20 protein-coding genes are annotated in these 23,630 nt (G+C 74.1%); 4 read left to right on the top strand and 16 right to left on the bottom strand.

The features are described 5' to 3' along the window. Positions 1-9: 9 nt before the first annotated feature. The 8 genes from mraY to mraZ form a co-directional block, all read right to left on the bottom strand. Positions 10-1,119 carry a phospho-N-acetylmuramoyl-pentapeptide-transferase gene (mraY, locus tag FZC61_RS13420; protein ID WP_148614692.1) on the bottom strand — a complete coding sequence of 370 codons (1,110 nt, stop codon included), beginning with the start codon at positions 1,117-1,119 and terminating at the stop codon, positions 10-12. After that, positions 1,116-2,459 carry a UDP-N-acetylmuramoyl-tripeptide--D-alanyl-D-alanine ligase gene (locus tag FZC61_RS13415; protein ID WP_342780330.1) on the bottom strand — a complete coding sequence of 448 codons (1,344 nt, stop codon included), beginning with the start codon at positions 2,457-2,459 and terminating at the stop codon, positions 1,116-1,118. The genes mraY and FZC61_RS13415 overlap by 4 nt, the downstream gene beginning before the upstream one ends. A gap of 5 nt (positions 2,460-2,464) precedes the next feature. Beyond that, on the bottom strand, positions 2,465-3,997 hold the full coding sequence (locus tag FZC61_RS13410; protein ID WP_148614690.1) for a UDP-N-acetylmuramoyl-L-alanyl-D-glutamate--2,6-diaminopimelate ligase: 1,533 nt from the start codon (positions 3,995-3,997) through the stop codon (positions 2,465-2,467). A 20-nt stretch (positions 3,998-4,017) separates the two neighbouring features. After that, positions 4,018-5,724 (bottom strand): peptidoglycan D,D-transpeptidase FtsI family protein, encoded by a 1,707-nt coding sequence (locus FZC61_RS13405; RefSeq protein ID WP_246142681.1) that lies wholly within the window; start codon positions 5,722-5,724, stop codon positions 4,018-4,020. A 140-nt stretch (positions 5,725-5,864) separates the two neighbouring features. Then, positions 5,865-6,332: a cell division protein FtsL gene (gene ftsL, locus FZC61_RS23695; RefSeq protein ID WP_148614689.1), complete on the bottom strand. Its 468-nt coding sequence runs from the start codon at positions 6,330-6,332 to the stop codon at positions 5,865-5,867. Then, positions 6,329-7,351: a 16S rRNA (cytosine(1402)-N(4))-methyltransferase RsmH gene (gene rsmH, locus FZC61_RS13395; RefSeq protein ID WP_148614688.1), complete on the bottom strand. Its 1,023-nt coding sequence runs from the start codon at positions 7,349-7,351 to the stop codon at positions 6,329-6,331. The genes ftsL and rsmH overlap by 4 nt, the downstream gene beginning before the upstream one ends. A 1-nt stretch (position 7,352) precedes the next feature. Next, positions 7,353-7,511 carry a hypothetical protein gene (locus FZC61_RS23105; protein ID WP_170286107.1) on the bottom strand — a complete coding sequence of 53 codons (159 nt, stop codon included), beginning with the start codon at positions 7,509-7,511 and terminating at the stop codon, positions 7,353-7,355. A gap of 335 nt (positions 7,512-7,846) precedes the next feature. After that, a complete protein-coding gene (mraZ, locus tag FZC61_RS13390; RefSeq protein WP_148614687.1) occupies positions 7,847-8,266 on the bottom strand; it encodes a division/cell wall cluster transcriptional repressor MraZ in 420 nt (139 codons plus the stop codon). A 301-nt stretch (positions 8,267-8,567) separates the two neighbouring features. Between mraZ and FZC61_RS13385 the strand changes: the two genes are divergently transcribed. From FZC61_RS13385 to FZC61_RS13375, 3 genes are read left to right on the top strand one after another with little or no spacing between them, the layout of a single operon-like run. Beyond that, positions 8,568-9,599 (top strand): AAA family ATPase, encoded by a 1,032-nt coding sequence (locus FZC61_RS13385; protein ID WP_148614686.1) that lies wholly within the window; start codon positions 8,568-8,570, stop codon positions 9,597-9,599. Beyond that, complete coding sequence (locus FZC61_RS13380; protein ID WP_148614685.1) at positions 9,592-10,914, top strand: DUF58 domain-containing protein; 1,323 nt, start codon at positions 9,592-9,594, stop codon at positions 10,912-10,914. The genes FZC61_RS13385 and FZC61_RS13380 overlap by 8 nt, the downstream gene beginning before the upstream one ends. After that, positions 10,911-13,313, top strand: a complete 2,403-nt coding sequence (locus tag FZC61_RS13375; protein ID WP_148614684.1) for a transglutaminase TgpA family protein — start codon at positions 10,911-10,913, stop codon at positions 13,311-13,313. The genes FZC61_RS13380 and FZC61_RS13375 overlap by 4 nt, the downstream gene beginning before the upstream one ends. 417 nt (positions 13,314-13,730) lie before the next feature. Here the strand turns inward: FZC61_RS13375 and FZC61_RS13370 are convergent, their stop codons facing one another. The 8 genes from FZC61_RS13370 to FZC61_RS13335 all read right to left on the bottom strand — a co-directional run bounded on the left by FZC61_RS13370 (position 13,731) and on the right by FZC61_RS13335 (position 23,098). After that, a complete protein-coding gene (locus FZC61_RS13370) occupies positions 13,731-14,165 on the bottom strand; it encodes a DUF3040 domain-containing protein (RefSeq protein ID WP_148614683.1) in 435 nt (144 codons plus the stop codon). Positions 14,166-14,275: 110 nt separating this feature from the next. Then, the gene (gene dinB, locus FZC61_RS13365; protein ID WP_246142680.1) at positions 14,276-15,481 is read right to left on the bottom strand and encodes a DNA polymerase IV; all 1,206 of its coding nucleotides are present in this window, start codon (positions 15,479-15,481) and stop codon (positions 14,276-14,278) included. Between the two features lie 30 nt (positions 15,482-15,511). Further along, on the bottom strand, positions 15,512-16,225 hold the full coding sequence (locus tag FZC61_RS13360; protein WP_148614682.1) for a methyltransferase domain-containing protein: 714 nt from the start codon (positions 16,223-16,225) through the stop codon (positions 15,512-15,514). 31 nt (positions 16,226-16,256) lie between these two features. Next, positions 16,257-20,099, bottom strand: coding sequence for a DNA polymerase III subunit alpha (locus tag FZC61_RS13355; RefSeq protein WP_148614681.1), 3,843 nt, complete (start codon positions 20,097-20,099; stop codon positions 16,257-16,259). Between the two features lie 207 nt (positions 20,100-20,306). After that, positions 20,307-21,464 carry an endonuclease gene (locus FZC61_RS13350; RefSeq protein WP_148614680.1) on the bottom strand — a complete coding sequence of 386 codons (1,158 nt, stop codon included), beginning with the start codon at positions 21,462-21,464 and terminating at the stop codon, positions 20,307-20,309. A 79-nt stretch (positions 21,465-21,543) separates the two neighbouring features. After that, the gene (locus FZC61_RS13345; RefSeq protein WP_148614893.1) at positions 21,544-21,966 is read right to left on the bottom strand and encodes an SAV_6107 family HEPN domain-containing protein; all 423 of its coding nucleotides are present in this window, start codon (positions 21,964-21,966) and stop codon (positions 21,544-21,546) included. Positions 21,967-21,979: 13 nt separating this feature from the next. Beyond that, complete coding sequence (locus FZC61_RS13340) at positions 21,980-22,372, bottom strand: DUF6504 family protein (RefSeq protein WP_148614679.1); 393 nt, start codon at positions 22,370-22,372, stop codon at positions 21,980-21,982. Positions 22,373-22,648: 276 nt separating this feature from the next. After that, a complete protein-coding gene (locus FZC61_RS13335) occupies positions 22,649-23,098 on the bottom strand; it encodes a hypothetical protein (RefSeq protein WP_148614678.1) in 450 nt (149 codons plus the stop codon). A gap of 56 nt (positions 23,099-23,154) precedes the next feature. Here FZC61_RS13335 and FZC61_RS13330 point away from each other — a divergent pair, with 56 nt between their 5' ends. Beyond that, positions 23,155-23,628 carry a YbaK/EbsC family protein gene (locus FZC61_RS13330; protein ID WP_148614677.1) on the top strand — a complete coding sequence of 158 codons (474 nt, stop codon included), beginning with the start codon at positions 23,155-23,157 and terminating at the stop codon, positions 23,626-23,628. Positions 23,629-23,630 lie beyond the last annotated feature (2 nt).

Below are 23,630 nucleotides of genomic sequence, written 5' to 3'. Positions count from 1 at the left end.
CGCGGGCGGTCACAGCCGGGTGACCCACTCGGCGTAGAAGATGCCGAGGCCGGTCGCGACGAAGAGCCCGGTGATGATCCAGAAGCGGATCACGACGGTGACCTGCTCCCAGCCGAGCATCTCGAAGTGGTGGTGCAGCGGGGCCATCCGGAACACGCGGTGGCGCGGGCCGACCCGGAACACCCGGCGGAACAGGGCGCTGGAACGGCTCGCCTTGAAGACCAGGGTCTGGATCATCGAGGAGAGCGTGATGAGCACGAACAGTCCGCCGAGGATGACCAGCAACAGCTCGGTGCGGGTGAGGATCGCGAAGCCGGCCAGGGCGCCGCCCAGGCCCAGGGAGCCGGTGTCGCCCATGAAGATGGCCGCCGGCGAGGCGTTCCACCACAAGAAGCCGAAGCAGGCGCCGGTGATCGCCGCCGCGATGATCGCGAGGTCGAGCGGGTCGCGGACGTCGTAGCACTGGGGACCGGGGCTGTTCTCGCACGACTGCCCGGCCTGCCAGATGTTGACCAGCATGTAGGCGCCGAAGACCATCACGCACGAGCCGGTGGCCAGGCCGTCGAGGCCGTCGGCGAGGTTGACCGCGTTGCTGGTGCCGGTGACGATCAGCCAGATCAGGACCACCGCGACCACGGCGGGCAGGGCCAGCCAGTCGATCTCGCGCAGGAAGGAGATCTTGTCGCTGGCGGGGGTGCGCCCGCTCTCGTCCTCGAGCCACGGCGACAGCGCGAGCGCGCCGAAGGTGACGGCGATCAGCGTCTGGCCGACGACCTTGGCCTTGCTGCGCAGGCCGAGGCTGCGCTGCTTGTAGATCTTGATGAAGTCGTCGAGGAAGCCGACCAGCCCGCAGCCGACGAACAGGAAGAGCAGCAGCAGCCCGGACGCCGAGGGCGCCGTGAGCGTGATCAGCTTGGCGCCGAAGTAGGCGACCACCACGGCACCGATGATCGCGACGCCCCCCATGGTGGGGGTGCCGCGCTTGGTGTGGTGGGTGGTGGGCCCGTCGTCGCGGATCTCCTGGCCGTAGCCGAGCTTGGTGAACTGCGTGATGGCCACGCGGGTGCCGAGCAGGGACACCAGCAGGGCGATGCCGCCGCCGAGGAGGATCGCTCTCATCTGGCGTGTCCCTCCCCGTCGTCGATCAGTGCGGCGGCCAGCACCTCGAGCGCTGCCGCACGGGAGGCCTTGACGAGGACGGCGTCCCCGGCGCGAGCATTCTTCCGCACCCAGGCGAGTGCGTCGTCACGCCCCGCCGTGACGATCACCTCACGCACGCCGGCCGAGCGGGCGCCCTCGGCGATGCCGGCGGCCGCGTCGCCGACGACGACCACCACGTCGACCCCGGCCGTGGCCCGCCCGACCTCGAGGTGGCCGGCGTCGTGCTCGCCGCCGAGCTCCTTCATCTCTCCCAGCACGGCGACGGTGCGCCCGGCCCGGTCTCGCCCCAGGGCACGCAGCGCGTCGAGGGCGGCGCGCATCGAGGCGGGGTTGGCGTTGTAGGCGTCGTTGAGCACCAGCAGCCCGTCGGCCCGCTCGGCGAGCTCCATCCGCCACCGCGACGCGGCCTCGGCGGTGGACAGCCGCTCCCCCACCGCCTCGAGGGGTACGCCGACCGCGAGGGCCATCGCCGCGGCCGCGGCCGCGTTGGCCACCTGGTGGGCGCCGGTCTGGCGCAGCGTGACCCGGGTCCAGGAGCCGGCGTGGCCGAGCTCGAACGTGGCGCGGCCCAGGGCGTCGAGGGTGACGTCGCGCCACCGCACGTCGCCGGTCCCGCCGAAGGTCAGGACCTGGCCGCGGGTGCGCGAGGCCATGGCCGCGACGCGGTGGTCGTCGGCGTTGAGCACCGCGGTCCCGTGCTCGTCGAGGGCCTCGACCAGCTCGCCCTTGGCCGCGGCGATCGCCTCGACGCCGCCGAACTCCCCGACGTGGGCGGTGCCGACGTTGAGCACGGCCGAGACCGTGGGCGGCGCGATCTCGCACAGGTAGGCGAGGTGGCCGATGCCGCGCGCGCCCATCTCGAGCACGAGGTGGGTGGTGGTCTCGTCGGCGCGCAGCACGGAGAGGGGCACGCCGAGCTCGTTGTTGTTGTTGGCGCGCGTCGCCACGGCGGTCGGGCCGAGGAGGTGCGCGAGGTAGTCCTTGGTGCCGGTCTTGCCCTGCGAGCCGGTGACGGCGAGCACGGGCACGTCGAGGGTGCCGACCACCCGCCGGGCCAGGCGGCCCAGCGCGACGGTGACGTCGTCGACGACCACGGTCGGTGCGCTGGTCGGACGGCTGCCCAGCACCGCGTGGGCCCCGTCGGCGTGGAGGTGGCCGTCGACCCGCTCCCCCACCACGGCGACGAAGAGGCCGCCGAGCACGGCCGCGCGGCTGTCGACGTAGGCCGCCCCGCTGACGAGCACGTCGGGGCCGTGCAGCCGGCCGCCGACGGCGGCCGCGACCTCGCTCAAGCGCATCGTGATCACCGGCGGGCCTCCAGGACCTGGCGGGCGACGACCCGGTCGTCGAAGTCGTGGACCACGCCCGCGACCACCTGACCGGTCTCGTGGCCCTTGCCGGCCACCAGCACGACGTCGCCGGTGCGGGCCACGCCCAGGGCGTGCTCGATCGCGGCGCGCCGGTCGCCGATCTCGACGACCCGGTCGCGGTGGGCTTGCTCGACGCCGGCCAGCATGGCGGCGCGGATGGCGGCGGGGTCCTCGCTGCGGGGGTTGTCGTCGGTGACCACGAGCACGTCGGCCAGGCGGGCGGCGATGCCGGCCATGATCGGGCGCTTGCCGGGGTCGCGGTCGCCACCGGCGCCGAGCACGGCGATGACGCGGCCGCCGCCGGCCTCGGCCAGCGGGCGCAGGGTGCTGATCGCGGCCTCGACGGCGTCGGGCTTGTGGGCGTAGTCGACGACCACGAGGAAGTCCTGGCCGGCCTCGACCCGCTCGAGCCGGCCGGGCACGCCGCCGGAGGCGGCGATCGCCGTGGCCACCGCCGCGGCGTCGAAGCCGGCCTCGGCGGTCGCCGCGACCGCGGCGAGGGTGTTGGAGACGTTGAACCGTCCCGGCAGCGGTACGCCGGCCGCGAACCTCGACCCGTCGGGCCCGACGACGGTGAAGCGGGACCCCTCGCGCTCCAGGACCAGATCGACCGCGCGCCAGTCGGCGCGGCGACCCTCGGGGGTGTCGTCGAGGGCGAAGGTGCGCACCGGCACCGACGTCGCCGCGATCTCGCCGGCGAGCCGGCGGCCGTGCTCGTCGTCGACGTTGACCAGCGCGAGCCGGGTCCGCTCGGGGGTGAAGAGCGAGGCCTTGGCGCGGTAGTAGTCCTCGACGTCGGTGTGGAAGTCGAGGTGGTCGCGCCCGAGGTTGAGGAAGACGGCCACGTCGAAGACGACCCCGTCGACGCGGCCCATCACCAGCGCGTGGCTGGAGACCTCCATCGCGCAGACCTCCACGCCGTGCTCGCGCATCACGGCGAACAGGGCGTGCAGGTCGGGGGCCTCGGGGGTCGTGAGGGTGGTCCGGACGTCGGTGCCGGCGATGCGGGTGCCGACGGTGCCGACGACGGCGGCGCAGGAGCCGGCGCCGGCGAGCCCGGCCTCGGCCAGGCGCGTGGTGGTGGTCTTGCCCTGGGTGCCGGTCACGCCGATCATCGCCATGGCGCTCGCCGGGTCGCCGTTGAGCAGCGCGGCGAGCCCTCCGAGCGCGGCGCGCGGCCGCTCGACGACCACGACGGGGACACCCGCCGCGACCGCCCGTTCGAGGCCGGCCTCGTCGGTGAGCACGGCGACGGCACCCGCGGCCACGGCCGCGGCCGCGAACTCGGCGCCGTGGGCCCGTGAGCCGGGCAGGGCGGCGTACAGGTCGCCGGGCTCGACGCGCTGGGTCGACAGGGTGAGACCCGTGACCTGCGCGGCGCCGTCGCCGACGAGCCGGGCCCCGGCGACGGCGTCGGCGACGTCGTGGAGCGGGGTCCTGAGGGGGTGCTGGGGGCGGGTCGACATGGCCGGCCCATCCTGGCCCATCACCACTCGACGGGCAGCCGCGAGGGTGGGGTGCCGGTCGGCGCGACCGCGTAGCGGCGCAGCGTGTAGCCCATGATCTTGGAGAACGCCGGCCCGCCGACCGAGCCGCCACCGCCGCCGTTGCGCGGGTTGTGCACCACGACGTAGGCCGTGAAGCGTGGGTCGTCGGCCGGGGCGAACCCGGCGAACGAGACGGTGAACGAGCCGTCGTAGACGCCGTCGACCACGCGCTGGGCCGTGCCGGTCTTGCCGGCGACGCGGTAGCCCGGGACGGCCGCACCGGGGGCGACCCCGGCCTCGGGGTCGATGACGCGCTCCATCATCTCCGACGTCTGGCGCGCGGCGTCCTCGCTGACGACGCGGCGCCGCTGGGCGACCCCGCTGCCGACCTCGGTGCCGTCGGCGAGGGTCGCCGTGCCCTTCACCAGGCTGGGGTCGACGCGCTCGCCGCCGTTGGCGATGGTGTTGACCGCGGCCCACATCTGCAGGGCGTTGACCGACAGCGACTGGCCGAAGGCGATGCGGTCGGCGGTCTGGCTGGTCCACATGCTGCCGTCGGGCAGGATGCCGGGCGACTCGCCGCCGATGCCGACACCGGTGCGCGAGCCGAGCCCGAAGCGGGTGAGGTAGGACCGCAGCTGGCCGCGGTCGAACTTGTCGGCGGCCATCACGGTGCCGATGTTGGACGACTTGGCCAGGATGCCGGCCAGGGTCAGGCGCAGGGTGCCGTGCTCGAAGTAGTCGTGGATCGGGCGGTCCTGGCGCAGCAGCACGCTCGGCACCTTGAACCGGGTGGTGTCGGTGACCTTGCCGGCGTCGATCAGCGACGCCATCGTCAGGGTCTTCTCGACCGAGCCGGGCTCGTAGGCGTCGCTGAGCGCGCGCGACCCGTAGAGGTTCTCGGGCGACAGGTCGGGCCGTGAGGCGTCGTACGTCGGGTAGTCGGCCAGGCACAGGATCTCGCCGGTGCGTGAGTCGCCGACGATCACGGTGCCCGAGTCGCCGCGGGCGTTGCGCACGGCGTCGGCCAGCACCTGCTGGCAGTACCACTGCAGGTCACGGTCGAGGGTCAGGGTCAGCCGGGACCCGTCGCGCGCCGGGTCGACGGTGTTGTCGCCGAGCGGGATCTGGCTGCCGGTGGCGCCGACCTGGTAACGCGCCTCGCCGTCGTGGCCCGAGAGGTAGCCGTTGAAGGCGAGCTCGAGCCCGGCGGAGGGCCGGGCCGCGCCGTTCTTCCTGGGGGTGCCGAGGAAGCCGAGCAGGTTGGCGCCGATCGAGCCCGCCGGGTAGACGCGCACCGGGTCGTCGCGCGTGAAGATCCCGACGAACCCCTTGTCGCGGGCGGCGTCCACGACGTCGCGGGCGTGGGCGGCCGGGACCTGTCGGGCGATGTACTGGAAGCGGCTGTCGGGCATCCGCAGCCGCTTGAGGGTCGTGAAGTAGTCGAGGTCGAGGCGCCGCGACAAGAAGCCGGCCAGGGCGGCGGCCTTGGCCTCGGTCAGCGACGGGTCGGCGACCACCATCAGCCCGTCGATCGAGTCGGCCAGGGGCTGGCCGTTGCGGTCGACGATGTCGCCGCGCTCGGCCGGCAGCACCACGCTGATCTTGCCCTCGGCCGCGGCCATCGCGGCGTACTGGCCGGGGTCGACGCCCTGCAGCTGCACGAGCCGCGCCGCGAACAGCGACAGGATCATCGCGATGAACACGAAGCCCACCCGCAGGCGGAAGGCCGAGGACCCGCGTCGCAGCCCGGTGCCGGGACCCTGGACGGGGCGTCGTGCGGGGCGTCGTGCGGGGCGTCGTGCGGGACGTCGTGCGGGTCCGGCGCCGGGCCGTGGGCGGGCCACTAGCGGCGCACCTTCGACGCCGGGGCCGGCGGGGTCCCGAGGCACGGACCGGCCTCGGCGGGGGCCGGGACGCCGGTGACGCGTCCGGTGGTCAGGTCGATGAAGGCAGCGGGCGGGCCGACCACCATGCCCTGCTTGCAGGCCAGCGCCGCGAGCCGGTCGGGGTTGCGCAGCCGGTCGAGCTCGGTGGTCAGGGCCTGCTCGCGAGCGGCCAGCACCTTCGACTCGTCCTCGAGCCGCGAGGCCGTGAACGACGCCTGCTGCATCGAGGTGTTGAAGAGCAGCAGGCCCACGACACCGGTCAGCAGCAGCACGCTCACGAGCATCACGAACGGTACCCGGGGGGCCCGGCTGCGCAGCCGGGGCACCACGGCCAGGCGGGCCCGGTCGAGGGCGGCGCCGTCGAGGTGGGGGGCGAACCGGCTCCGGACGGTCGCCGGACGGCGCTGGGGTGCGGTGCTGCTCATGATGCGGCTCCCTTTCCGGGTCGGGTGGTCCTGCTGGAGGCGTGGGTGGAGGCATGGGTGGAGGCGGGGGTGCGGGGACGGACGCGCTCGACGGCCCGCAGGCGCACCGAGGCGGCGCGCGGGTTGGCGGCGGTCTCGGCGGCGTCGGCCTTCTCGGCGCCCCGGGTGACCAGGCGCAGGGCCGGCTCGCTGCCCTCGGGCACGAACGGCAGGTCGGGCGGCAGCTCGCTGCGCGTGACCGCGACGAAGGCCTGCTTGACCAGGCGGTCCTCGAGGGAGTGGTAGGACTCCACGACCACGCGCCCGCCCACGGCGAGGGCGTCGATGGCCGCGGGGATCGCGCGGCGCAGCACCGCGAGCTCGTCGTTGACCTCCATGCGCAGGGCCTGGAAGGTCCGCTTGGCCGGGTGCCCGCCCGTACGCCGGGCCGGGGCCGGGATCTCGTCGTAGAGCAGCTCGACGAGCGCGGCGCTGGTGGTGAACGGCGTGGTCTCGCGGCGCCGGACGATCGCGCCGGCGATCTTGCGGGCGAACTTCTCCTCGCCGTAGTCGCGCAGCACCCGGGTCAGCTCGCCGGCGCTGTAGGTGTTGAGGACGTCGGCGGCGGTGGCGCCGGTGCTGCCGTCCATCCGCATGTCGAGGGGGGCGTCGACGGCGTAGGCGAACCCGCGCTCGGGCACGTCGAGCTGCATCGAGGAGACCCCGAGGTCGAACAGCACGCCGTCGACCTCGCTCAGGCCGAGGTCGGCGAGCACGTCGGGGATCTCGTCGTAGACGGCGTGGACGGCGGTGAAGCGCTCGCCGTACGGCGCCAGCCGGGCCCGCGCGAGCTCGAGGGCCTGCGGGTCGCGGTCGATGCCGACGACGCGGGCCAGGCCGCAGCGGGCCAGCACCGCCTCGCAGTGCCCGCCGAGCCCTAGCGTGGCGTCGACGAGCACCGCACCCTCGTGGTCGAGGGCGGGCTCCAGGAGGGCCACGACCCGGTCGAGGAGCACCGGGTCGTGCTGGGGGCGGGACACCTCAGCGTCCCAGCCGGGCCAGCAGCAGGAACGCTGCTGCGAGGAGCAACGACGTGGCCAAGGAGAACGACATCAGCACCGCCGCGTCGCGGGCCTGGTGGCGGACCCGGCGATCGGCAGGGTTCACCACCTCGGCGCGGGTGGCGGGTGCGGTGCTCATCGGTTCGACCCCAGATGTGTTGGTGGTGCGCGGTGGTGCGTGGGAGGTGGTGGAGCGCGGTGGTGGAGCGCGGTGGTGAAGCAAGGTGAAGCAAGGTGGAGCGAGGTAGAGCGAGGTGGAGCAGGGTGGATCCGCAGGGCCAGGTCCCGCCCGCTCCGGCCACCTCGGTGCTGGTGGGCGGAGGTCTCGGGGAAGCGCTGCTTTCTGGGGCCGGGGAAGGTGTCCCAGACGGCGGCGTGCAGGAGCGGGCAGAGCCTCGTCCTACGGATCCGTTGTGCAGTTGTCGTGGTGCGGTGGTGCGGGGTGGAGCAGGTGGAGCGGAGTGGGGTGGCCGGCTAGTCGGACTCGTCGAGGTCGGCGAAGCGCTGGATCTCGGCGGCCTGGTACTCGTCCCACGCGGTGGGGTTCCAGATCTCGAGGCGGTTGCGGACGCCGATGACGACCACGTCCTTCTCGAGCCTGGCGTACTCGCGCAGCGCCGGCGGGATCGAGACCCGGCCCTGCTTGTCGGGCACGACCTCGTCACCGCCGGAGAAGAACATCCGCTGGTAGCCGCGGGCGGCCTTGTCGGTCATCGAGCGCTCGGCGGCCTTGTCGGCCTCGATGTCGAAGACCTCCGGCGGCCAGACGACCAGGCACTTCTCCTGTCCCTGCGTCACCACGACCCCCTCGGCGAGGCGGTCGCGGAACTTGGCGGGCAGGAACAGACGGCCCTTCTCGTCGAGCTTGGGGCGGAACGTGCCCATGAAACGCATCGGGCACCTCCTGCCTCAGCCATCTCGACCCACCACACTGCTCGGTTGCTCCACTTTCCCCCACCATACGCCACTTTGCTCCACTCGCAACCACTTTCGCTCCCGTTTCCTCCACGGCGCCCCCCGCTCTTCCCCGGCCCGCCCCGGCCCGCCCCGGCCCACCCGGTGCCGCGCGGTGCCGGGGTCGCAACCAAAACGTGACCCGCGCCGTCGGATCCCCGGAGCACGGAGCGTCGTAAGTTGCCCCGACGCCCTACGGTGGGTGCCAGTGACGGACGGGTCAGGGAAGGACCTCGCAGACGTGGAGACAACGAGCGCCGCTTCGGCCGACCTCGAGACGCTGGCGCGGGTGGTCGCAGCCGTGCGCGCCAACATCGAGCGGGTGATCGAGGGCAAGCCCGACGTCGTCCAGTCGGCGCTGGTGGTGCTGCTGGCCGAGGGCCACCTGCTCATCGAGGACGTCCCGGGGGTCGGCAAGACCATGCTCAGCAAGGCCCTGGCCCGCAGCATCGACTGCTCGGTGCGGCGCATCCAGTTCACGCCCGACCTGCTGCCGTCCGACGTCACCGGCGTCTCGATCTTCAACCAGAACACCCGCGAGTTCGAGTTCCGCCCCGGCGGGGTGTTCGCCAACATCGTCGTCGGCGACGAGATCAACCGGGCCTCGCCCAAGACGCAGTCGGCGCTGCTGGAGTGCATGGAGGAACGCCAGGTCACCGTCGACAACGTCACCTACGAGCTCGACGCCCCCTTCATGGTCATCGCGACGCAGAACCCCATCGAGATGGAGGGCACCTACGCCCTGCCCGAGGCCCAGCGCGACCGCTTCATGGCCCGGGTGTCGATCGGCTACCCGGTCGAGGCCGCCGAGATCGCGATGCTCGACAGCCACACCTACGCCCGCCCGCTCGACGACCTCGAGGCGGTCACCGACGCCGGCGAGATCCGCAAGCTCAGCGGCATCGTCAACCAGGTCTACGTCTCCCCCGCGATCCAGCAGTACGTCGTCGCGCTCACCGGGGCCACCCGTCGTACCGACGACCTGGTGCTGGGGGCCTCGCCGCGCGCCACGCTCCACCTGGTGCGCGCGGCCAAGGCCCACGCGGCGATCCAGGGCCGCGACTACGTGCTGCCCGACGACGTCCAGCTGCTGGCCCGCCCGGTCCTGGCCCACCGGCTGCTCCCCAGCGTCGAGGCCGCGATGGGGGGCCGCACCACCGCGACGATCCTCGACGCCATCGTGGCCGGCGTCCCCGTGCCCAGCCCCCAGCGCGCAGCCGGCGCCCCACCGGTCGCCGCCCCGGGCCCCGCCGGCTCCCGCCACCGTGCGTGAGGCGTTCTCCGGCCTGACCGTCCGCGGACGGGCGTTCCTGGCCGCCGGCATCACCGCGATCGTCTGCGCGGTGCTGCTCGGCCAACCGGCCCTGACCCGGGTCGGTGTCCTGGTCGTCGCGCTGCCGCTGGTGACCGCCCTGGTGCTGGGGCGCTCGCGCTACCGCCTCGCCCTGGTCCGCACCGTGACCCCGCAGCTGGTCGTCGCCGGCCAGCCCGCCCGGGTCAACCTGGCGCTCACCAACGAGGGACGCACCCCCAGCGGCGTGCTGCTGCTCGAGGACCACGTGCCCTACGTGCTCGGCACCCGTCCGCGCTTCGTCCTCGACGGCATCGGCCACGGCTGGCGGCGGCAGGTCTCCTACCAGATCCGCTCCGACGTGCGCGGCCGCTTCGAGATCGGCCCCATGACGGTGCGCGTGGGCGACGCGTTCGGCCTGGTCGAGCTGGGGCGCGCGTTCCGGATGACGGTCCCGCTGGTCGTCACCCCCCGCACGGTGCCGCTGCCGGCCATCCCGCTCGGCGGTGGCTGGACCGGGTCGGGCGACAACCGCCCGCGGGCCTTCGCGATGGGCTCCGCCGAGGACGTCACCGTCCGCGACTACCGCCAGGGCGACGACCTGCGCCGGGTGCACTGGCCCAGCTCGGCGCGCACCGGCGAGCTGATGGTGCGCCGCGAGGAGCAGCCCTGGCAGTCGCGGGCCACGATCCTGATCGACAACCGGTTGACCGCCCACCGCGGCCAGGGCATCGCCTCCTCGCTCGAGGCGGCCGTCGTGGCGGCGGCCTCGGTCGCGGTGCACCTGGCCCACCGCGGCTTCCAGGTCCGGCTGGTCACCGCCTCCGGCGAGGACGCCGGCGGCCCGGCGGGCGGCGGCCAGTGGCACCTGCGCGACGCCGACCTCAACGCCCGCCCGATCCTCGAGGCGCTCGCCGTGGTCCAGCTCGACCACCGCCGCCAGATCGACACGTCCTGGATGGGCGAGCAGGCCCACGGCGGCCTCACGGTCGCCGTCGTCGGCGGCCTCGACCAGTCCGACGCCCCCGCGCTGCGGCGCATCGTGCACCACACGACGTCGGCGATGGCGATCGCGCTCGACGTCGACGCGTGGTCGGGCTCGCAGGCCACGGGCGGCACGGGCGCGGCGACGCCGTTCCTGGCCCGCAGCGGCTGGCGCGCGGTCACCCTCGGCCCCCGCGACCGGCTCGAGTCGGTCTGGGAGGACCTCGGCCGTACGTCGTCACGCGTGCCCGCCCGCGAGCACGGGCCGACCGCGGAGGGTCCCGCCTCCCCCGCCCCGGCGGTGGTCTCGTGAGCACCGTGCGTCGCCGCGAGCGCGCGGCCCTGACCGGCCACCTGCGCTTCTCCCTGGCCGCCGCGGCGACGACCTGGGCGGCGATGTGGTCGTGGCGGGGCTTCACCGACCGCTCCGGGTCGTTCCTGGTCGCGCTGGTCGTCGTGGGGGCCGCGATCGCCGTGTCCGGCGCCCTGGCACGGTGGCGACGCCTGCCCGGCGCCGCGGTCGTCCTGGTCCAGCTGCTGGTCGGCGGCGCGGTGACCTGCCAGGTGGTGGCCTCGCGCCCCTACCCCTTCGACGCGTTCTGGGCCGCCCTGTCCGACGCCGTCGACGCCGCCAACGTCTACGCCTCGCCCGTCCCGTCGACCGACACCATCACGGTCCAGCCGCTCCTGGTCGTCGGCGGGTTCGTCGCGATGGTCCTGGTCGACCTGTGCGCGGCCACCCTGCGACGGGTCCCGCTGGCGGGCCTGCCCCTGCTGACCGTCTACAGCGTGCCGATCAGCCTGCTCGACCGCGGCCTGTCCTGGTGGGTGTTCGCCGCCACGGCGGCGGGGTTCCTGCTGCTGCTGTTCCTGCAGGAGGAGGAGCACCTGTCGCGGTGGGGCCGCTCGCTCGACGGTGGCAACGCCCCCGTACGCCGCCTGAGCCCCTCGGTCCGGGCCAGCGCCCTGGGCGTCGGGTCGCTGGCCACCGTCATCGCCGTGCTCGTGCCGCTGGCGGTGCCCACCTTGAGCTTCTCGGTCTTCGACGTCGGGCCGGGCAACGGCGGTGACGGCGACATCCGGGTCACCAACCCGATGCTCGACCTGCGCGAGGACCTCGTGCGCGGCGCCGACATCGACCTGGTCACCGTCCGTACCGACGACCCGGCCCCCGACCACCTGCGCATCTCGGTGCTCAACCGCTTCACCGCCAACGAGTGGAGCTCGGGCGACCGCGACGTCCCCACCTACAACCTCGCGCAGGGCACCCTCCCGCCGCTCGCCGGTGTCAACCCCAGCGTGGTCAGCTTCTCCGAGGCCGGCTACCAGGTGGAGACCTCCGAGCAGTTCGAGTCGCGCTGGCTGCCGACCCAGGCGCCGATCACCGGCATCGACGCCGAGGGCGACTGGCGCTTCGACCCGACGACGATGGACTTCCTGGCCAGTGACGACGGCCTCACGACGGCCGGGCTGAGCTACACGATGACCGCCGCCGAGCCGACGTACGCCGACGACCAGCTGCTCAAGCTCAACGCCTCGACCACCGTCGTGCCCGACGAGCTGACCGAGCTGCCCGACGACCTCCCGCCGGCGATCGCCACCTACGCCCGCCAGGCCACCCAGGGCGCCACGACCGACTTCGAGCGCGCGGTGCTGCTCAACCAGTTCTTCCGCGAGACCGGGGGCTTCCGCTACGCCCTGCCCGACGACCCCGGCGGCGGGGTCGGCACCGGCGAGCTCCTCGACTTCCTCGACCCCGACGCCAAGGGCGGCCGGGTCGGCTACTGCGAGCAGTTCGCGGCCGCGATGGGCGTGATGGCGCGCCAGCTCGGCATCCCCGCGCGGGTCGCGGTCGGGTTCCTCAAGCCCGAGCCCGTGACCAGCCAGCCCGGCACCTTCGTCTACAGCTCGCACGACCTGCACGCCTGGGTCGAGCTGTTCTTCCCCGGTGCGGGATGGGTGCTGTTCGACCCGACGCCCGACGCGCGCACCGGTGGCACCCAGCCCACCTACGCCGACGAGGTCGTCTCCGCCGTCGAGCCCACCGACCTGCCCAGCACGCGACCCAGCGACGACACCCCGAGCCGCGGGACCACCCCGACGCCGACGGCCCCGCGCGAGCGGGCCGAGGTGCCGCAGGCCGCCTCCACCGGACCCGACAGCGGGTCGTCGTTCCCGTGGCTGCGGCTGCTCGTCGTGGTCGGAGGGCTGCTGCTGGTCGTGGGGCTGGTCCTGCTCCCCCGGACCCTGCGTCGCCGCCAGCGCGAGCGACGCCTGGCCGGCGGCCCCGAGTCCGCCTGGCACGAGCTGCGCGCCTGCGCCGTCGACCTGCGCCTGCCCTGGCCGGAGGCACGCTCGCCCCGCGAGACCCGTGACGTCCTGGTGCGGTGGTTCGGTCGACCCGGCATCAACGACCCGCGCCCCGCCCAAGGACCAGACCTTGCCCCCGACGCCGTCGCGGCCCTCGACCGGGTCGTCGGCGCGCTCGAGCGGCTGCGCTACGCCCGCCGCCACGCCGTCGAGCCCGGCCAGCTGCGCGACGACGTCCTGCTCGTCTGCGAGGCGCTCACCGCCGGCACCCCGCCGCGGGTGCGCCGGCGCGCGGCGTGGGTCCCGGTCTCGGCGTTCCAGCGGGCGCGGGTCAGCGAGCCCGAGCAGCCGGTCGAGGGTGGCGAGCCCGAGCTCGTGGGGGGCCGGGCCGAGGTGCTCTGAGGGGCACTGTCCATGGTGCGCGGACGGTCCCTGTGATCCGTACGGGTCGTGTCGTGCCCCCGTGACCTGATCGGGTGCCCAGTCCGGCATGCCCACGCAACTCGTCGCGGCCCCCGATCGGCGGGTTCACCTTCGACGACCGCAGAGCCCTCCTGGCGGCACGGTCGGGCGCCCACGGTGGTTGAGGTGCGAGGAGCGCTATTGACGAGCCTCGAAACCACCGTGGGGGCGCGCCCGACCTCGGCATGCTCGTAGTTCGGCCCGAGCAGAAACGACTCTGATGAGAACCGATGGCGAGGGGCACAGCAACAGGGCGGTGCGTCTACACCATCGTTCGATCAGGTCACGACGACGAAGCGGTCGCTCGTTGACCGCCGCATGGTCAGGGGGTGGACCGGGCGGCCGTGCGCGGTGGCGCTAGAAGCCGCCACTCTCGCGGCGCTTGCGCCAGCGGTTCTCCATGCGCTCCATGAACGGCGGCCGATTGCCACCGGAGCGTCCGCGGGTGCGTCGGGTGCGACGGCCCCCGTCGAACGAGGTCAGACCGGAGGCGTGCGTGGTGCCGCGCGGGTCGGCGGCCGCGGCTTGGCGCGTCTTGACGGTGCTGAGGGCCAGCGTGGCCGACCCGAGCATCAGCACGAAGCCGACGATGCCGACGTACCACTCGGTGAGCACGCCGACGAACAGCAGCGTGATGCCGAGGGCGAAGACGAACCCCGCGATGATGCCCCGCCGGCGCGCACTGGTCCGCATCGCGGTGCCGCGCAAGGTGGAGGCGAACTTGGGGTCCTCCTCGACGAGGGCGCGCTCCATCTGCTCGAGCAGTCGCAGCTCCTCTTCGGAGAGTGGCACCGGGTCCTCCTGGTGGTCGCCAGCCAGCACGTGTTGACCAATTCTAGGCAGGTGGTCGTCGTCACGGTAGGCGGGTTGAGAAAATCCTTGGGGTGAGTATGACCGACCGGTCAACGCCCCAGCAGCGAGGCCGGTCGCACGGCCGAGGAGCCGAAGCGACGCGTCGCCCGGTCGACCGCGCGGTCGGCGTCGGACCAGCCACGCTCACGCTCGCCGAGGACGCCCTGGCGCTCGACCCGGTCGCGCGGCACGAGGCCCTCGACTCGCACCCCGACCAGGCGGACCCGCGCCCGTTGGAGCCGCAGCCCGTCGTAGAGGCGGACCGCGGCGGCGTAGACCTCCTGGGTGACGTCGGTGGCCTCGGCGAGGGTGCGGCTGCGGGTGATCGTGGTGAAGTCGGCGAAGCGGACGGTGAGGGTCACGGTGCGGCCGGCCACCTCGGCCGCGCGCAGCCGTGAGGTGACCTTGGCGGTCAGCATCAGCACCTCGCGCAGCACCACCTCGCGGTCGTCGGTGTCACGCCCGAAGGTCTCCTGGGCGCCCATGCTGCCCTCGGGGGTGCCGCCACCGTGGCCGAACACCCCGGCCCGGCCGGGACTCACGGCGCGGGTGTCGCTCCCCCACGCCAGGTCGTGCAGGTGACCGCCCAGGTGGTGGCCGACCGCGCGGCGCAGGGTGGCGACCGGGGTGTGCGCGACGTCGCCGACGGTGACCAGCCCCAGGCGGTGGAGCACGGCCCGGGTCTTCTCGCCGACGCCGTAGAGCTCACCGACGTCGAGCGGGTGCAGGAACGTGGTCACCTCGCCGGGCGGCACGACGAGCAACCCGTCGGGCTTGGCCCGCTTGCTGGCGAGCTTGGCGACCGAGATCGAGGCCGCGACCCCCACCGAGCAGGTGATCCGCTGCTCGTCGTGGACGGTGGCGCGGATCCACTCGCCGAGCGCGACCGGGTCGCCGGCGCGGCGACCGGCCGCGCGCACGTCGAGGAACGCCTCGTCGAGCGAGACCGACTCGACCAGGGGCGTGACCCGGCGGAAGACCTCCATCACCGAGCCCGACACGGTCGAGAACAGGTCGTGGTCGGGCTGGAGCACCACGATGTGCGGGCACAGCCGGCGCGCGCGGGTGCCGGTCATGGCCGAGCGGACGCCGTACTGGCGCGCGGGGTAGTTGGCGGCCAGCACGACGCCGCGGTGGCCGCCGCCGACCATCACCGGGACCTGCTGCAGGTCGGGCCGGTCGCGGGTCATCACCGACGCGTAGAACGCGTCCATGTCGACGTGGAGGATCGGCGTCGAGGTCTCGGTGGAGGTCACGTGCGCCCCCACACCGGCTCGAGCCGCGGCTCAGGTCGCGAGCAGGTGCACCTGGGTCGCGAGGGAGAGGTACTCGGGGCGGCCGGCCACGGCGCGCTCGAGGTCGACGAGCCCGGCGGCAGCGCCCGGCTCGAGGTCGAGCAGGGAGCCGGGGACCAGGTCGGCGAAGACGCGGACGCCGTGGGTGGAGACGACAGTGAAGTCGGCGGCCTCGAGCAGGTCGGCGGCCTCGCGGGCCGTGTAGCGGCGGGTCCGGCCGTGGGGCTCGGTGGAGTCGAGGAGCGCCGCGGCCTGGGCGAAGTGGCCGGCCATCGCGCGGGCCACGACGGCGGCGTGGCGCTGGGCGACCAGCAGCGAGAGGAAGCCACCGGGGCGCAGGACCTCGCGGATCGAGGCGAGCGCGGCGGCGGGGTCGTCGACGACCTCGAGGACGCCGTGGCAGAGCACGACGTCGGCGCCGTCGGCCCCGACCAGGCTCGGCAGGTCGGACAGGTCGCCCTGGCGGCCGAGCACCTCGACGCCGCGCTCGCGGGCGCGCCGGTCGAGCGCGGCGAGGGCGTCGGGACTGGGGTCGACGACGGTGACGCGGTGACCGAGGCCGGCGATGCGGACCGCGGACCCTCCGGTGCCGCCGCCGATGTCGACGACGTCGAGCGGACCGTCGCCGCGCGGGGCCAGGATGGGGTCGAGGACGTCCCACACCACGGCGGTCCGGGGGGCGGCTCGACGTTCGCTCGCGGACATGGCATGAACCCTAGTGGGGACCGTCGACGACTCATCCCGGGCTGCCGGGGCTGCGGTGCCACAGGGCACGGTCGACCCGGGCGGGACCGGACGCGACAGCGTCGCCGGCCGGGCGCACGTCGGCGTACGGCGACAGGGCGAAGCCGCTGCTGTGCACCAGGGCACGGCGCGTGACGGGCGCCCCGTCGTCGTGGCCGCCCCGACCCGGACGCGGCGCGGCGGCGATCAGGTCGAGGACCGCCTCGGTGCCGTGGGTGCGCCAGCGGGCGTGGAGCTCGGAGAGCTCCCAGGCCCCGGTGGCGCGCACCGACACCCCACGGTGACCGGTGCGGCGCAGCACGCCGCGGACCACGAGCAGCCACGAGCCGAAGACGGTGCGGGCGTAGGGGCCCTGGGCGTCCTCGAAGAACGTCGCGTCGACCGGCCCGGTGGCGTCGTCGAGGGTCAGGAAGACGACGCGGCGCCCCGAGCGGATCGGTGGGGTCTGGGTGGCGACCTTGACGCCCGCGACCAGCAGCTCGCTGCCGCTACGACGACGCAGCAGGTCGCGGCTGCGCGTGACACCCAGGGCGTCGAGCAGGCCGGCGTAGCCGTCGACGACGTGGCGGGTGACGTCGAGGCCGAGGATCTCGAGCTCGGCCGCGGTCGACTCGGCCGCGGTCAGCTCGGGCAGGCCCGACACGAGGCCCTCCTGCGGCGCGTCGCCGAGGTCGAGCGACAGCTGTACCGACGTCGTCGACGGCGGGGGCGGGGTGCTCCGGCCCTGGGCCGACGCCCGGGCCCAGACACCGCCGTCGCCCCACGGGTGGCGTTCGAGGTCGGCGGTGGTGGCCCGCGCCGACGGGTCGCTGCTGTTGCGGGCGGCCGAGTCGGCCGCCCGCTCGTCGGCGGGCCGGGCGGTGCGCGCGACCCGCCGACCGGCGAGGCCGCGTCCGCGGCCCGCGCGCTCGAGGGCCCGGCCGAACCGGTCGAGGTCGGCGACCTGGAGCAGCAGGTCGCGGCGGGTGACCCGGCCGCGCGCCGCGAGCCCGCTGGTCGTGTCGATGCCGTAGACGCGGTCGAAGCCACCTGCCAGGACCAGGCGCTCGACGACGGGGCGCGAGACCCGGGCGCGGTGCCAGAAGTCGGTGAGCGAGGCGTAGGGGCGGGCCGCGACGACCCGCTCGACCTCGGCGGCGCTGATGCCCTTGACCTCGCTGAGGGCCACGCGGACGGCATAGGGGTGGCGGGCGTCGGCGGTGGTCGGCTCCACGACGTAGGCCTGCTCGGAGCGGTCGACGTCGAGGCCGCGCACCTCGATGCCGAGACGGCGGACGTCGTCGAGGATGAGGCGCTTGGGGTACATGCCGGGGTCGTGGGTCAGGACGCCGGCCAGGAAGTGGGCCGGCCAGTGGGTCTTGAGCCACGCCGACTGGTAGGTCGGCAGCGCGAACGCCGCCGCGTGGGCCTTGCAGAAGCCGAAGGACGCGAAGGCCGCCACCACCTCCCAGACCCGTTCGACGACGGCGAGGTCGTAGCCGCGACCCAGCGCGCGTGGGAAGAACCAGAGTCTGGTCTGCTCCATGCCGTCGCGGCTGCCGAGGGCGCGGCGCTTCTCGTCGCCCTCGGCCAGCGAGCAGCCGGTGAGGATCGCGATCATCTCGATGACCTGCTCGTGGAAGACCACGACGCCGTGGGTCTGCTCGAGCACCGGGCGCAGGTCGTCGTGGAGGTAGCTCGCGCGTCGCCACCCATGCTTGACGTCGAGGTAGGGGGTGATCATGTCGCTCTGCACCGGACCCGGGCGGAACAACGAGATGTCGGTGATGATCTCGCCGAAGTCGTCGATGCCGGACTTGCCGATCAGCTCGCGCTGGCCGGGCGACTCGATCTGGAAGACCCCGAGGGTGTGGGCGCTGCTGATCAGGGAGTAGGTCGCCGGGTCGTCGAACGGCACCTGGGCCTCGTCGTCGAGGTCGAGCTCGACTCCGTCGACGCGGCGTACCTCGGCGACGGCGTGGGCCATCGCCGACTGCATCCGGATGCCGAGCACGTCGAGCTTGAGCAGGCCGAGGTCCTCGACGTCGTCCTTGTCGAACTGGCTCATCGGGAAGCCGGCGAAGCTGGCCTCGACCGGGGTGCGGTCGAGCAGGGTGCGGTCGGAGAGCAGCACGCCGCACGGGTGCATCGCGACGTGGCGGGGCAGCCCGTCGAGACGCTCGACGAGGTCGAAGAACAGGTCGAGCCGCTGCTCGCCCAGCCCGGCCGCGCGCAGCTCGGGCAGGTCGCGCAGGGCCGCGCGGGCGTCGCGGGCGCGGATGTGCGGGAAGGAGGTGGCGATCGCGTCGACCTCGCCGGGCGGCATGCCGAGCGCAGCGCCGACGTCGCGCACGGCGTGGCGCACGCGGTAGGTGTCCATCATCGAGACGGTCACGCACCGCTCGCCGCCGAAGCGGTCGAGGACCGTCTCGTAGACCTCGAGCCGACGCGCCGACTCGACGTCGACGTCGATGTCGGGCAGCGCGTCGCGCAGCGGTGACAGGAACCGCTCCATCAGCAGGCCGTGGCGCAGCGGGTCGACCCCCGAGACGCCGAGCAGGTGGTTGACCAGGCTGCCGGCCCCCGAGCCGCGCGCCGCGCAGCGGATGCCCCTCTCGCGGACCAGGTCGGTGACGTCGGCGACGGTGAGGAAGTAGGCCGCGTAGCCGAGGGTGCGGATGGTCTCGAGCTCGTCGTCGAGCCGCTTCCAGATGCGCTGGCGGGGGGCGGTGCCGTAGCAGCGCCCGATCGCCGCCTCGCAGCGCTCGCGCAGCACGCGGTCGAGGCTGTGACCGTCGGGGTGGGTGTCGACCTCGGGGAAGTGGACCTCGCCGAGCCCGAGGTCGGCGCGCGGGTCGAGCACGCAGCGCTCGGCGAGGCCCCGGGTGCGGGCCAGCAGGTCGAGGCCGCCCCGTTCCCCCAGCCCGGCGGCCCGGGCGACCTCGTCGGCGACGTCGCTCATCTCCTTGCCGGACTTGAGGTAGCCCTCGGCGTTGCGCCGCTCGAGGTGGCGCAGGTCGAGCGCCACGAGACGTCGGGCGGCGTCGAGGACGTCGACGGTGACCGCGTCGCGGCGCTCGGCGTGGCGCACGGCGTTGGTGAGCACCGCCGGGAGCCCGAGCCGACGCGCCAACCCGGCCATCCGGGCGGCGTGGGGGGTGCTGCCCGGCCCCCAGTCCTGCCGCCCGCGGCCCGTGCCGGGCAGCCGGTGGCTGACGACCTCGACGACCAGGTGGGTGCTCGGCACGAGCGCCCGCCACGGCGCCAGGGCCGCCAGGGCGTGGTCGTCGCGGCGGCGGGTCACGGCCGGACCGAGCTCGGAGGCCGGCCCGAGCAGGACGACCAGGTCGCCGCTTGCGAGCAGGTCGCCGACCCCGGCCGCCTCCAGCAGGGCCGGGTCGGCGAGGTCGAGGACCGGACGGCCGCGCTCGCCGGCGAGGTGGACCGCCGACACCAGGCGGCACAGCGCCGCCCAGCCGGCGCGCCCGCCACGGGTGTCGGCGCTGGCCAGGACGGTGACGCGGGCCAGGCCGCCGCGCTCGAGCGGCCGGTCGCGGTGGGTGCCGCCGCGGGCCGGTCCGGGCGCGGGGATGCGGGTGCGGGCGGTGGCGGTGGTGGGGGTGGGGGTGATGGACGCCGTGCGGTAGGCGAGGTCGACACCGAGCACCGTCCGCAGGCGCGCGGCCTGGCAGGCCCGCGCGAACCGCACCGCACCGTAGGCCCCGTCGCGGTCGGTGAGCGCGAGGGTGTCCATCTCCTGCTCCGCCGCGCGGGCGACCAGCGCGTGCGGGTGCGTGGCGCCGTACTGCAGGGAGAAGCCGGACGCGACGTGGAGGTGGACGAACGGGTCGGGCACGGTGCCTCCGGCGTGGTCCGACCCCTGCCTGGTGATCGAACGTGTGTTCGACCATGTCCAGGTTACGTCACCGTGGCCGGGACTGGCCAGTCGGGTTCCGTAGATCGGCTGCGGGGGTCTCGGCGCCGGTTCGCGACCTCGTTCCTCGGTCGGCGACCCGGACGCTCGACCACCCTCGAGGACAGCTCGGACTTCGTCCGACCGTCCTCACCAGATGCTGTCGGCCCACTCGGGGTGGTCGATGAACGGGTTGCGGTTGTGCTGGTAGGTCGCGTAGATGACGTCGTTGCGACGCAGCTCGGCCGCACTGGGCGGGTCCTGGGCGTTCCACCGCAGGAGCACCGAGAGCTTGCCGAGGTAGGGCGCCGTGCCGTTGCCCGTCAGGTCGTTGACCTCGAGGTCGGGGAAGCCGTCGCCGCCCTCGTAGCGCACCGACATGTAGAAGATCATCCGGGCGACGTCGCCCTTGTCGGCGTCGCGCGGCTCCCAGGAGTCGGCGTCGGCGTAGTTGCCGGGCGCCTCGGCGTTGGGGCTGCCGCCCTCGTCGAAGTCGAGGTTGCCGCGCGCGGCGTTGACGGTCACGTCGGTGGGCCGCAGGTGGTGCAGGTCGGTGCCCGGGCCGGTCGCGGTGCCGAAGTCGCCGTGGGACTTGGCCCAGACGTGCTCGCGGTTCCACTGGTCGACCCCTCCCCCGTAGTTGGACGCCGCCATCGAGGTGCCCTGGTAGAGCAGGATCACGTTGTTGCTGTTGGCCGGGTCGCGGTCGGTGACCTTGAGGGCGTTCCACACGGCGTCGTAGGAGATCGCGGTGACACCGCTGGAGATGATCGTGTGCAGCGACGACTCGAGGCCGGCGCCGGACCTGCCGAGGGCGTTCTTCCAGTACGTCGAGTCGTAGGCGGTCGTGCCGCCCGTGGCCCCGCCACCGGGGGCCGTGCCGCCGGCGAGGGCGAACGCGGTCGCGCCGGTGAGGCCGGGGTGCGAGAAATAGGCCGCGAGGGTGCCGGTGACGTCGATCTGCGTGCCGAGCAGGCCGGGGTTGGTGCGCAGGCCCCACGCCGAGCGGAACGCCGAGGGGATCTGGACGTAGAGCATCTGCGCGGGATCGGTGACCCCGGCGGAGTCGGCCAGGGCCAGCGCGTAGTCGCTGGGGTAGCCGCTGCGGACCACCGTCGTGGTCGAGGTCGGTTGCCCGACGACGTAGCCGCGCACCGTCGTGGTCGAACCGTCCTGGGTGGCCCGCGCGGAGGCCACCGTGACGGTGGCCGCCTGGGCCGGCGCGGACACCAGCACCGCCAGGAGCGGGACGAGCAGGAGCAGGGCGAGGACGGCGAGCGCGTGGCTGCGGCGGAACCCGGGAGTCATGGGTCGACCTTGGCGCCCGCACCCTCTCGCCGTCGCCCGGGGAAACCCTCGCGTCGAGGTGAACACCTGGTGACCGCGCTCAGGACACCCGGCGCACCAGCTGCTCCTGGACCGGCTCGTGGGGCACCAGCCCGAGCGACTGCTCGACGACGGCGAGGAACCGGTCGGCGTCGCGGACCAGGTCGTCGGCCTCGCGCTCGGTGACCGAGCGGGTGGAACCGGCCTCGGCCGCGGCACGCTTGCCGGCACCGGCGGCGAAGAACGTCGCCCACTCGGACAGCTCGGGAGCGACCTCGGCCAGCAGCACCCAGGCGTTCTTCTGGGGACGGCGCCGCGCAGGGGCGGGCTTGGCGCGGGCGGCGAGCAGGGCGGCCGCGGCGCGCAGGGCCGCGACGTGGGCACAGGCGTACCGCGTCGTCACCTCGGTGGCGGCGATCGCCTCGGACAACGACTCGGCCGAGCGGGCGAGATAGGAGTGGGTGGTCGCGGGCAGCAGCATCATCGTCACCGGCCCCTCAGTCCTCGCACCCGACGAGCTGCCAGGAGCCGTCGCTGCCGTCGTAGGACAGCTCGAAGACGCCGTCGCTCTCGAGGCCGCCACGCCCGGCCCGCACCCGCCACAGCTCGCGCTCGCGCAGCAGGTCGCGCGCCGGCGCCACGACGATGTCGCCCGCCTCGGCCCCGCCGTGGGGCCGGTCGTGGGGCTGGTCGTGGGGCCGGTCGGTGCCGAGGACGGCCCGCACGTCGTCGCCGTGCCACCACGAGCCGGTCTCGACCCAGCGGGCCAGCACGGCGCGGACCTTCCACAGCCGCCCGCGCCACAAGAACTGCTCGGGCCCCAGCTCAGGCCCGTCGGACTCGCCCGGCGCACAGCGCCGGACCTCCACGGGATCGTCGTAGCGACGCATCGTCGGACTCCTCCACCTGGTGCGGAGCCCGGCGGGGCCGGGGGTCGAGGTCGACCCCGCCGGACGTGTCGAACATCTGTTCGAACGAGGAGAACGCTACAACCGACCACCGACAAGTCAAGAGTGCAGGCACATCGCGAGGAACGAGCGGTGTGCCGCAGCACTCGCAGGTCGAGCAAGCGTCGCGGGCGAGGGACGAGCCGGCGACAGGCGCGCCGAGACCACCGCAGCCGACCCGCCCAGGGCGAGCACGCAGCCCCGCCGGGCCCAGAACGCTCAGGCCACGGGCGTGACGTACGCGGTCGTGCCGGGCCGGTAGAGCAGCACCACGACCAGCGCGTCGAGACCGAGCCACACCACCACCGGCGGCACGAACGCGACCGGCGGGCCGGTGCGCAGCATCGCCGCCGTGGCGACGGCCAGCAGCACCAGGGTCGCCGCCAGGCAGTGCCGCGCCCAGTTGTGACCGCCGCGGAAGAAGGCCAGGAGCACGAGGACCAGGCTGGTGACGACGACGTCGAGCACGATCACGACGGGGGTGAACGACGGCGGCACGCGGGTGTCGTCGGCCGACACCACCGACGCCGTCGAGCGCAGGATCTCGTCGTCGAGCACCACGGCCAGCACCGTGATCGCCGCGGCCAGCACGACCATCGCCCACACCAGCTGCACGACGCGGATGACCACGACCGGTCGCGGCGCGTGCAGCGTCAGGGCCTCGGTCACGGTCCCACCCACTTCCTCGATCGTCGTGATGCCGCCTGGCCCCTTAGTGTCGGGGCATGTCGAGTGAGCACCCGATGGTGGCCCGCTTCCGGGCCGAGCACCTACGCCTCGGCGGGACCGGCGAAATCGTCATTCTGCCCGACTCGGTCCACACCGCCGCCCTCGCCGCCGCCGCGCTGGGCTGCGAGCCCGGCGCGATCGCCAACAGCCTGGTCTTCGACGCCGGCGGCTCACCGGTGCTCGTGCTGACGTCGGGGGCCCACCGTGTCGACACGGCGAAGGTCGCGGCGACGATCGGGGTGCAGCGGCTCAAGCGGGCCTCGCCGGACTTCGTCCGCGAGCACACCGGCCAGGTGATCGGCGGGGTGTCCCCGATCGGGCACCCCGCACCCCTACCGACCTACCTCGACCCGTGGCTCGAGCAGCACCCGGTGGTCTGGGCCGCGGCGGGTCACCCCGCGGCGGTGTTCTCCACGACGTACGACGAGCTCGCCCGGCTCACCGGCGCCACCGTCGTCGCGGTGGAGTAGCG

The sequence above is a fragment of the Nocardioides rubriscoriae genome (genome assembly GCF_008087085.1).
Classification (GTDB): Bacteria; Actinomycetota; Actinomycetes; order Propionibacteriales; family Nocardioidaceae; genus Nocardioides; species Nocardioides rubriscoriae.
This window is presented reverse-complemented; position numbering and strand designations above follow the sequence as displayed.